The sequence below is a fragment of the Mesorhizobium sp. B2-3-11 genome, assembly GCF_006442215.1.
GTDB lineage: Bacteria > Pseudomonadota > Alphaproteobacteria > Rhizobiales > Rhizobiaceae > Mesorhizobium > Mesorhizobium salmacidum.
In genome coordinates, this window is record NZ_VFVS01000020.1 from 122,929 (window position 1) to 133,337 (window position 10,409).

Annotated in this window: 9 protein-coding genes; 5 read left to right on the forward strand and 4 right to left on the reverse strand. The window is 61.1% G+C overall.

Going from position 1 to position 10,409, the window contains the following annotated elements; all coding sequences use genetic code 11:
• Positions 1-110 precede the first annotated feature (110 nt).
• From FJ960_RS24445 to FJ960_RS24460, 4 genes are all read left to right on the forward strand, one after another.
• Positions 111-941: an alpha/beta hydrolase gene (locus FJ960_RS24445; protein WP_181166101.1), complete on the forward strand. Its 831-nt coding sequence runs from the start codon at positions 111-113 to the stop codon at positions 939-941.
• 129 nt (positions 942-1,070) lie between these two features.
• Positions 1,071-1,451 carry a cupin domain-containing protein gene (locus FJ960_RS24450; protein WP_246672930.1) on the forward strand — a complete coding sequence of 127 codons (381 nt, stop codon included), beginning with the start codon at positions 1,071-1,073 and terminating at the stop codon, positions 1,449-1,451.
• Between the two features lie 151 nt (positions 1,452-1,602).
• Positions 1,603-2,355 carry an SDR family oxidoreductase gene (locus FJ960_RS24455; RefSeq protein ID WP_140717346.1) on the forward strand — a complete coding sequence of 251 codons (753 nt, stop codon included), beginning with the start codon at positions 1,603-1,605 and terminating at the stop codon, positions 2,353-2,355.
• A gap of 94 nt (positions 2,356-2,449) precedes the next feature.
• A complete protein-coding gene (locus FJ960_RS24460) occupies positions 2,450-3,097 on the forward strand; it encodes a hypothetical protein (RefSeq protein ID WP_140717348.1) in 648 nt (215 codons plus the stop codon).
• A gap of 137 nt (positions 3,098-3,234) precedes the next feature.
• Here the strand turns inward: FJ960_RS24460 and FJ960_RS24465 are convergent, their stop codons facing one another.
• The 4 genes from FJ960_RS24465 to FJ960_RS24480 are packed head-to-tail and all read right to left on the reverse strand — an operon-like array spanning position 3,235 to position 8,753.
• Positions 3,235-3,936 carry a response regulator transcription factor gene (locus tag FJ960_RS24465; RefSeq protein WP_140717350.1) on the reverse strand — a complete coding sequence of 234 codons (702 nt, stop codon included), beginning with the start codon at positions 3,934-3,936 and terminating at the stop codon, positions 3,235-3,237.
• Complete coding sequence (locus FJ960_RS24470) at positions 3,926-4,315, reverse strand: response regulator (RefSeq protein WP_140717352.1); 390 nt, start codon at positions 4,313-4,315, stop codon at positions 3,926-3,928. Before FJ960_RS24470 ends, FJ960_RS24465 begins: the two co-directional genes overlap by 11 nt.
• Positions 4,316-4,317: 2 nt before the next feature.
• A complete protein-coding gene (locus FJ960_RS24475; RefSeq protein ID WP_140717354.1) occupies positions 4,318-4,959 on the reverse strand; it encodes a response regulator in 642 nt (213 codons plus the stop codon).
• The gene (locus FJ960_RS24480) at positions 4,956-8,753 is read right to left on the reverse strand and encodes a PAS domain-containing protein (RefSeq protein ID WP_140717356.1); all 3,798 of its coding nucleotides are present in this window, start codon (positions 8,751-8,753) and stop codon (positions 4,956-4,958) included. The genes FJ960_RS24475 and FJ960_RS24480 overlap by 4 nt, the downstream gene beginning before the upstream one ends.
• 423 nt (positions 8,754-9,176) lie before the next feature.
• Between FJ960_RS24480 and FJ960_RS24485 the strand changes: the two genes are divergently transcribed.
• Positions 9,177-10,094 carry an MBL fold metallo-hydrolase gene (locus FJ960_RS24485; RefSeq protein WP_140717358.1) on the forward strand — a complete coding sequence of 306 codons (918 nt, stop codon included), beginning with the start codon at positions 9,177-9,179 and terminating at the stop codon, positions 10,092-10,094.
• The last annotated feature ends 315 nt before the right edge of the window (positions 10,095-10,409 follow it).

Below are 10,409 nucleotides of genomic sequence, written 5' to 3' on the forward strand. Positions count from 1 at the left end.
TAGGCGCACTCGCGGTCACCGTGGCAACCGGCCTCTCCATAGCCGCGCCCGCGCAAGCAGGGCGGGCGAAATACCTTCCCTCTCCCAGACCAGACAAAGGACCAATGACGATGAGCACCATTACCACCAAGGACGGCACTGAGATCTATTACAAGGACTGGGGTCCGAGGGATGCCCAACCGATCGTCTTCCACCACGGCTGGCCGCTCAGCGCCGACGACTGGGACGCACAGATGCTTTTCTTCGTCGACCAGGGATATCGCGCCATCGCCCATGACCGGCGCGGGCACGGCCGCTCCGCACAGGTGAGCGACGGTCACGACATGGATCACTATGCTGCCGACGCGGCGGCGGTGATCGAGCATCTCGGCTTGAGGGACGCTATCCATATCGGCCACTCGACCGGCGGCGGGGAAGCGGCCCGCTACGTCGCCCGCCATGGCAAGGCGCGCACCGCGAAGCTCGTCCTCATCGGCGCAGTGCCGCCGATCATGGTAAAGACGCCGGCAAATCCTGGCGGCCTTCCAATCGAGGTGTTCAACGGGCTGCGCAAGTCGCTCGCCGACAACCGGGCGCAATTCTACATCGATTTCCCATCAGGGCCTTTCTACGGTTTCAACCGGCCCGGCGCGAAAGCGATCCCGGGCGTCATCCAGAACTGGTGGCGGCAGGGCATGATGGGCGGCGCCAAGGCGCACTACGACGGCATCAAGGCCTTCTCGGAAACCGATTTCACCGACGACCTCAGAATCATCGACGTTCCAACTCTCGTTATGCACGGCACGGATGATCAGATCGTGCCGTTCGCGGATTCCGCCCCTTTATCCGCAAAGCTCCTGAAGCACGGTACGCTCAAGGCCTACGAGAACCTGCCGCACGGCATGTGCACGACCCATGCCGAACTGGTGAACAACGACATTCTCGCTTTCCTCAAGTCATAGGCTCACGCCATACCGCCAGCGAGAGCCTGCCGCCGGCCGTCCTCCCCTCCGGCCGGCGGCCCCCAATCACATCAAACCGCGACTGGAGCCAGACAAGTGATCAAGACCTTCCTCTGCAGTGCAGCAACCATAACGATTCTCGCAAGCGGGGCACTTGCCCACGATACGATCGGCGAGAACGTCAAGCTCGTCTACGACCAGCCGCTGCCCAACGTGCCAGGCAAGAGCATGCGCGCCGTATTGGTCGAGTACGAGCCCGGCGGCACCTCCTCGGCACATACGCATCCAAAGTCGGCCTTTATCTACGCGACCGTGCTTGAAGGAGCGATCCGCAGCAAGGTCAACGATGGGCCGGTCACAACTTATCACGCCGGCGAGAGGTTTTCCGAGTTTCCGGGCGACCGGCACGGCGTCAGCGAGAATGCCAGCGCGTCTGAGCCTGCCAAGCTGCTCGCCGTGTTCGTCGTCGATACCGACGAGCAGGAACTGACCACACCCTACGGCGAATGAAAGCCCGGTTTTCCTGGACCGGTTCGAGCAGGAAGAAGACCTCGCCGCGGAGCATTCGGCGGTCCGGTCGATAGGATAAGGAGGGCTGCGATGCTTATCGAAAAGTTGCGCGAGCTGACGTCGCCACGTCGTGCCGGCTAGGAGCAAAGCCATGTCCGTATTTGACAACAAGGTCGTCATCGTCACCGGTGGAAGCTCGGGCATCGGGCGCGCCACGGCGATTGGCTTCGCCAGGCAAGGCGCAAAGGTGATGGTAACCGGCCGCCGCGCGACGCCGCTAAAGCAAACGGTCGCCGAGCACCCGAATATTGTCAGCCTCGTCGCCGACGTCGCGAAGCCCGAAGATGCCCCGCGCACCATCGCCAGGGCAATCGACACATGGGGTCGCCTCGACGTGTTGGTAAACAATGCCGGCGCCGGTGCTCTCCTGCCCCTGCGTGATGCTAGCGCTGAGCAGATCACGAGCATATTTGCTGCTAATGTCGTCGGTCCTAGCCTACTGGCGGCGGCAGCACTTCCGCATCTGACGGCGACGAAGGGAACAATCATCAACATCTCCAGCACGTTCGGTCACAAGCCCGGTGCTGGCCTCTCCCACTACGCCGCCAGCAAAGCGGCGCTGGAGCATCTGACCCGCTGTTGGGCGCTCGAGCTCGCGCCTGAGGGGGTGCGCGTCAACGCCGTTGCTGCCGGCCCGACCGAATCCGGCGCGCTGACGGGCATGATGGGGCTCTCCCCGGAGCATGCTGCCGTTATCGAGGAAGCGGAGCGCGCGCAGATACCGCTCAGACGACGCGGCAGCCCGGACGACGTGGCCAGGTGGATTCTGCATCTCGCCGATCCGGCGTCCGAATGGGTGACCGGGCAGGTCGTCGCCGTCGACGGAGGTCTAGGCCTCACATGATCGCTTATGTCCGATTCTTGACGATGACCGCAGCCGTCATCGGACAATGAACTTCTCGCCCTGCTGCACGAAATCCACTGAGGAGACCAGGAAGATGAACAGCGCCAACAGTCGGGAGCTCGCAGGGATTTCGGTCCCCGACACGCCGTTGGTGCAACGCGCCCTCGACTATGCCCGCGCGGAATGTGAGCCTTATCTTTTCAATCACGTCATCCGGTCCTGGATGTTTGCGGAGCGGATGGGACAGCTTCGCAACATCGATTACGACGCGGAAATCGTAGCCGTCGGCGCGCTGTTGCACGACCTTACGCTTAACGAGCGCTTCAACGGTCCGCGTCGGTTCGAAGTTGAAGGCGCCGATCTGGCTCGGGTCTTCGCGAGGCAAGCCGGCATCGACGAGCGCCGAGCCCAACTAATCTGGGATAGCGTCGCCCTCAACTCGACACCATCGATCGGTCTCCACAAGGAAACGGAGGTGGCGCTCTGTACTGCCGGGATCTGCCTGGATGTCGTAGGCCTGCAGTATGAGACCATTCCAGCCGCGGAGGTCGCAAGGATCGTCAGCGAGTTCCCGCGGCTCGACATGAAGCGGCGCATGACACGGTGCTTCTGCCACATCGCCGAGACAAGGCCCGAAACGACCTATGACAATTTCGTTCGGGATTTCGGTGAACGCTACGTCCCTGGGTATCGAGTGCCTTCTTCCGTCGACATGGTTTCGAACACACCCTTCGACGAATAGACCGCAAACAAAAATATGGAACGGATCAGGCATTACGTGAGAAGCTGAATCGCCTCAGTCCGGTTGATTCATCGCGTCCACCAATTCGATCTCAGACCTGACCGACGACGGTTCTCTCCGTCGACGCCCAGACCCGTTCAAGCCAAAGTCTTGCCCGCGCCGGCCTCGCGCATCGGAGCGGGCAGTGTTTCCCACGCCCGGATCAGCTCGCCGATGGAGGCCGCCTCCATCTTGCGCATGACATTGCCGCGATGCAGCTTGACGGTGATCTCGCTTATGCCGAGCTCGAACGCGATCTGCTTGTTCAGCCGCCCATACGCGACTTCACGCAGGACCTGGCGTTCGCGTGGGGTAAGCGTATCGAGGCGTTCGACATTGCGCCTTACCACCGCGGCTTCCGCCCGCCGCCTGGCGTCCATGGCAATGCCCGCAATCACGGCATCAAGCAGCGTTTGGTCCCGCACAGGCTTGGTGAGAAAGTCCACGGCGCCGGCCTTCATCGCCTGGACGGTCATCGGAATGTCACCGTGCCCGGTCAGAAAGATGATGGGCTTGAAGTTGCCGTTTCGAGCCAGGTCATGCTGCAGATCGAGGCCACTTGCTCCAGGCATGCGGACATCGAGGATCAAGCAGCCGGGACTATCCAATATGCCGGCTCCAAGCAATTCGCGGGTCGAGGCAAAGCTGGCTGGCTGGAATCCCGCCGACAGGATCAACTCCGATAGCGCCTCGCGAACAGACGCATCGTCATCGACAACAATGACGACCGGCTGCTCCGCTTCACCTTTCCGCTGCGACAACGGCGCCGATCTGCGCTGCAGCGGTTGGTCAACTCTCATGATTACCCTCCATTTCCCCGTAGCGTAAGGCATTGGCGATCGCCGCAAGCAGGGCTTGACCGTCGAAAGGCTTGCGGAAAAAACCGCTGATACCCTGGGCGCGAAACTGATCCGCTATCTCGTGGCGGCCGGTGATAAGGAACACCGGCAATTCCGGGCGAGCCTTCTTCACCAGGTCGCGAAGTTCGAAGCCATCCGTGCCGGGCATTCCGATGTCGGTGATGAGCACGTCCACGCCCGACAGTCCGCAGGCGAGCAGCGATCGCGCCGAAGAGAAGCAACAAGCTACATAGCCCGCGGATTCCAGGAGGTCCTCCAGCGACTCGAGGACTCTGGGATCGTCGTCGACAACCGCCACGACAGGTCGCAACTTGTTCACACTCAGCTCCCTCCCGCTCGTCGAGAGTGGGTAATCGGTATCTCCAATCGTTCCGCCATGCGCACGAGATCGGCGAGCGACGCCGCCATCATTTTCTGCATCACTTTCCTTCTATGGATCTGCAACGTAACCTCGCTGATCCCCAACTCAGCCGCGGCCTGTTTGTTGAGGAGACCACTCACGACAAGCGGCAGCACGTCGCGCTCGCGCGGCGTGAGCTCTAGATAGCGTTGCCTCAACATGGCGAGTTCGGCGCGCTCCGATCGCCTTTCCCGATCCTGGGCGATCGCCGTCTGGATTGCGGCCATGAGGTCCGCGTCACTGAAAGGCTTTGTCAGGAAGTCCACGGCGCCGTGTTTGATAGCACGCACCGAGGATGGGATGTCGCCGTGCCCTGTTATGAAGACGATCGGCGGATGATCGCCCTCGGCGATTTGCTTCTGCAGATCGAGGCCGTTGATGTCCGGCAATTCCACGTCGAGGATGAGGCAGGCGGGGACGTCCGGCTTGTCCGCCAGGACATAGTCGCCGGCCGATCCGAACGCGATGGCGCGCATGCCATGCGACTCTAGTAGCTCACCAAGCGCTTCCCGGATGCGCACGTCGTCATCGACGATGAAGACCATGTGAGTGCGGGTCGTCATGCTGCCGCTTTCATTTCAACGGGCATTGTGAAGACGAACGTCGTTCCGTGCGGCTCGTTCTTCTCCACCCACAACCGTCCGCCGTGCGCCTCGACGATCGAACGGCAGATCGCGAGCCCCATGCCCATGCCGTGCTCTTTCGTCGTAAAGAACGGCTCGAATATTCGGTCGGGAAACTCGATGCCCGGGCCACGATCGCTGATTTCGATCTGGATCGCATCCCTTATCCGGCGCACGCGAAGTCCAAGAGCTCTGTCGCCCGCAACAGAGTCCATCGCGTCCATGCCATTGCGGATGAGGTTCACCAGAACCTGCTGGATCTGCACCCGATCGAGCGCGACAATAGGAAGGTCGCTTTCGACATCGATGTCCATACGAACACGACGCCGCGCCGCCTCTTCAGCGATGAGGTCGCGCGCCTCAGCGATGACGCTGCCGAGTGTTGTGTAGGCCATCGCGTCTGCGGACTGCTTGAATAAGGCGCGGATGCGGCTGACGACATCCGCCGCCGAGTTGGCATCCCGGATAATGCGCTCCACCGTCTTCTGCGCCCGCTCGATATTTGGCGGTTCGGCCGTGAGCCAGCGCTGGCAGGCATACGAGTTGGCGACGACAGCCGCCAGAGGCTGGTTCACCTCATGCGCGATAGAGGCCGAAAGCTCGGCAAGACTCGCCGCCTGGCTCGCACGTGCAAGTCTCTCTTGCGCCAGACGCAGCTCTTCTTGCGCTCGAACTTCACCGTCGATGTCCAGGCAGACGACGTTCCACTGAACAATCGCCCCTTCGGCATTGCGCATCGGCGCTGCGCGCATATCGACCCAGCAATATTCGCCATCGAAGCGCCGCAGACGGTGCCTCCGCGCATACGGTTCGCCAGTGGCCAACGAATGAGCATAGTTCGTTTTGACACCCGCCAAGTCGTCAGGATGAACACTTTCGTCGAGCGTGCCGGCCAGGCGGGACTTTCCCTTGCCGTCCAGTGACTCCAACTCATATCCGAGGAATTCGCGGAGCTGACGGCTGCGATATATCGGCTCGCCATTCGGCGCGGCGCAATCGATCATCACCGGCAGCGTTTCAACCAGCTGCCACAGCGAACGTTCTCTCTCGCGCAGCGCCACCTGTGCGCGCATCTCATCGTCGATTTCGATGGAAACCTGGTACCAGCGCACGATCGTTCCGTCTCGATCGCGCAGAGGCTCGCAACGCCCCTCTATCCAGCGATAATTGCCGTCCTTCCAACGCCGGCGATATCGCATGATGAAGGAGTTGCCAGTTTTGAGGCAGTTGGCCGACGTAGCGAGCACCTCGGGAGCATCTTCGGGGTGAACCAGCTCTTGCGCCACCCTGGTGAAATCTTCGAAGTTCGCCCCGGAGATGCCGAGATCCTCCAAAGACCGCCTGTTGACGTAGGCCAACTTGCCATCGGGCGTCCAGCTCCAGATGTGGACCGGCAAGGCGTCGACAAGCTGCTGAAGTTCGCGCTCTCTTTCGCGCAACGCCTCCTGCGCTCGCATCTCGTCTTCGATGTCGATTGAAGCCATGTACCATTGCACGATCGCGCCATCGGCATCCCGTAGCGGCTGCGCTCGTGCTTCTATCCAGCGGTAGACGCCATCCTTCTCGCGCCGACGAAACCGGTTCACAAAAGGCTGGCCGGTCGCAAAGCCATTCGATGCCCTCCGGAACATTGTCGGAAAATCTTCAGGGTGGGCCAGGTCCCGAGCCAGGGCATCGAAGTCCTCGATGTGCGTGGGTGGTGAACCGACCTTCTCCAGATATCGCTTGCTGGTGTAGGTGATCCTGCCTGAAGGGGCGAAGCTCAGGATATTCACGGGCACGGCGTCAATCATTTGCTCCAGCTGCCGCTTGCCCTTCCGCAGCGCTTCTTCGGCCTTCACTTGGTCGTCGATGTCGTGCGAAAGACCGTACCATTGGACGACGGCCCCATCCTCGTTTCGCATCGGTTCCGCACGACCCGACATCCAGCGAAAGACACCGTCGGCGCGACGCAGGCGGTAGTTCAGGGAGAAGCTCTCGCCGGTGATGATGGAGTGGTTGAGGGCAGCTTCCAGCTTGGCCGCGTCGTCGGGATGTACGATCGCCGCTATGGCGGCTATCAGACCATTTCCTGCCGCATTCTCGTATTCTCCTACATCGAGACCGAGAAACTCGACCATTCGCTTGCTGAAGAAGACCGGCTCGCCCGACGCAGATAGGCGCCAGAGGAAGCTCGGCACCATATCGACAAGTTGTGAGAGTTCCCGCTCCCGGTCGCGCAAAGCTTGCTGCGCGCGCATCTCGTCGTCGATGTCGATGGAAATTGCATACCACTGCACGATTGCGCCGCCGTGATCACGCAGCGGCTCACCGCGTCCATCCACCCAGCGGTACGCGCCATCCGCACGGCGCATGCGATACTTCATGGAGTATGGCTCGCCGGTAACCAGGGAATGGCGGACGGTCTCCAGGAGGCGCGCCGCATCTTCGGGATGGACGAGAGATTGTATCGCCGCCGTCAGCCGGCTCATCGCCGGCTTGTCCAAATCCGCCACGCCGTCCAAACCGAAGAAGTCAAGCAAGCGCTTGTTGAAGAAGGTCGGCTCGCCTTCAGGCGTCAGACGCCTGATCTGGACTGGGACCATGTCGACGAGCTGAGAAAGTTCCCGCTCACGGCCACGCAGCGCCGTCACGGTTTTCTTGTAGACGTCATTGTCAAGCGCGATGCCATACCATCCCGCGACACGACCATGACTGTCGCGTGCTGGTCGCGCGGCGGTTCGAGCCCAGACATAGAGGCCGTTCGCGCGCCGAAAGCGAAACTCGACATTGAAGGGATCGCCTGTCCTGAGACAGTGGCGCCAAGTGGCTGCGATCTGCTCGTAGTCGTCCGGGTGAAGTACGCGCTTCCAGGCAGTATGCCCCTCGTGCAAAGAAGCGTTCAAATCTTCCAGCGTCACGCCAAGAGAGTTCTGCGCAAACGGATGCAGGTAAATCCATCTGCCGGCCGCATCGAATGCCCATCCGTTTCCGAATATGCTCTCAACGATCTTCGCCGATCGAATTGGTTCAGCCTCGTTTCCGACCGACGGGTCCAACTCTGCCGAGGTGGGCGGCTCCCTGTCCGTCACCAGATCGTCAATATCGACACTCACACTGTATCCTGGCTCTGACCGCGTCTCATTCCAACGATAACTGCCGTCGGCTTGGAGTTGCCGGTGTCTCGTCACCTGAGGAACGCCCGTCCAGAAGGCGCGGGCGGCAGCGTGAGCTGCGGCAGTCCGGTCATCTGGATGGACAAGGTTCAGTGAATGCGGAGCGTCGGAAACGGCTTTGCTTTCGAGCGCATCACTGATGACGTCAGCGAATTGTTCCTTGGCTGCGGACGGAATATCGCCATCAATCAGTGCGCCGTACCATGCAAGGATACGACCTGTGCTATCGCGCAACGGCTGCCCCGAGCTCCTGCTCCAACCGTAAGCACCTCTAGCGCGCAATATGCGATGCTCCATATTGTAATGGTCACCCGTTTGCAGGCAGCGGCGCCACATTGCGACGGCGCCGTCGTAATCGTCTGGATGGATCAGCCGCTTCCAACCCACCGCGCCCCCTTCCGAAGGCGAATTGAGTTCCTCTAGCGTTGTGCCGAGAAGCGTCAGCGTACCAGGCGTCACGTAGGTGAATTTGCCCGAGGCGTCTGTCGCCCACGCGTTGCCGACCACGCCTTCGATGATCCGAGCCGCTCGCAACGCTTCGGAGTTGGTTCCGCCAATGGACTTAAACGCTGTCGTCATTGTCTTCTCCTACCGGGCAAAGAAAGCCGGAGACCGTCAGCGCCTTGTGTAGCACTCATCCTTGGATATCTGGGTGGCGAATTGGCTTGCCAGCTTAACTTGACCATGCCTCGGCCGCACCTCATGGAAATCCATTAGATATGGCCGATCCGGCATTGCGGACAGGGCTGCCAGACGTCCCGAGTGAAGATCCAAGCAGCCAGGGTGAAGGGATACTGAAGGGCAAGCAGTTGGTCGCGACCTTGTCTAAGCGGGTCGCCATTTGCTGGCAAAAGAAGCCGACGCGTCGGTCGTTTATTTCGATGCCCCCGCAACCTATCCCGTGGTGTGGCTCGCCCTCTCCCTCGACACAATCGACCGCAAACACGCCTCGATATACGTCGTCGATGCCGCGTCTAAAGCGGCGGTCAGCAGGAGATAATCATGAACCTGGACAAAACCTCACACCCCGACAGAACGGGGCCTGAAGAGCTGGTTCCGTCGCGCTATGCGGTGCGGGTCGGCGAGATTGACGTGCTGGTGGTCAGCGATGGGGTGCTGCCGCTTCCAACCAAGATGTTGGGGCACAACGCCGACCCGGCCGCGCGTGCGGCCTGGCTGAACGACATGTTCCTGCCCCTGGACGCTTTCGACTGGGCGTTGAACGCAGTCGTGGTGCGCAGCGGCGGGCAGACCATACTCATCGACGCTGGGCTGGGATTGGACCCGGAGTTGAACTTGCCGCGGGCCGGGCAGTTGACCAAGCGACTGGAGGCCGCCGGCATCGATCTTGGATCCGTAACCGACGTGGTCCTTACCCACATGCACATGGACCACGTTGGCGGGCTGCTCGTCGACGGGGTGAAAGACCGCCTGCGTCCGGACCTGCGGATCCATGTGGCGGCCGCCGAGGTCAAATTCTGGGAGTCGCCCGATTTCTCCCAGGTCTCAATGCCGCCCGGTTTCCCGGACGCGCTTCGGGCAACCGCCAAGCAGTTCCGGAAGGAGTATGAGAGCAAGCTGCGGCTATTCGATGAAGAATCCGAGGTGGCGCCGGGCGTGGTCGTCTCCCGAACGGGCGGCCACACTCCCGGGCACAGCATCGTCCGCGTGGCGTCCGGCAAAGACCGGCTGATGTTTGCCGGCGACGCCGTGTTCGCGGTCGGATTCGAACACCCCGACTGGCACAACGGTTTCGAGCACGACCCCGAGGAGGCAGCTCGCGTCCGGGCCCGACTTTTGCGAGAGCTGGCGGAGACCGGAGAGCTGCTGGTGGCCACGCATATGCCGTTCCCCTCCGTCGGCCATGTGGCGATGGACGGCGATGTCTTTCGTTGGGTGCCGGTCTTCTGGGATTACTGACCTCTTGTTGGGTTAGGGCTAATAGGGCGCGTACTCATTGCGTTAATGAGTTCGCGCCCTTGTGTCTGCTTTTTTTGCGCCAGAACTCGCCAATCCGCAGGTGGCTCCGAATGAGACGTTTGACGCCTAGTCTCGGTGTCGATCCCCGGCGCGATGGTCGCGGAGCCATAAGGAACGATACGGAAAGAATGTTTGCCATGTGCCCGCGAAAAACATAACAAAAACAAACAATCGATGACACCCTCCGGGCCCACCATAACCATTGATTTCGTTGATGAAAACTGGCCTCGGCCCAAAATGTTTTGGGCCCGTTAT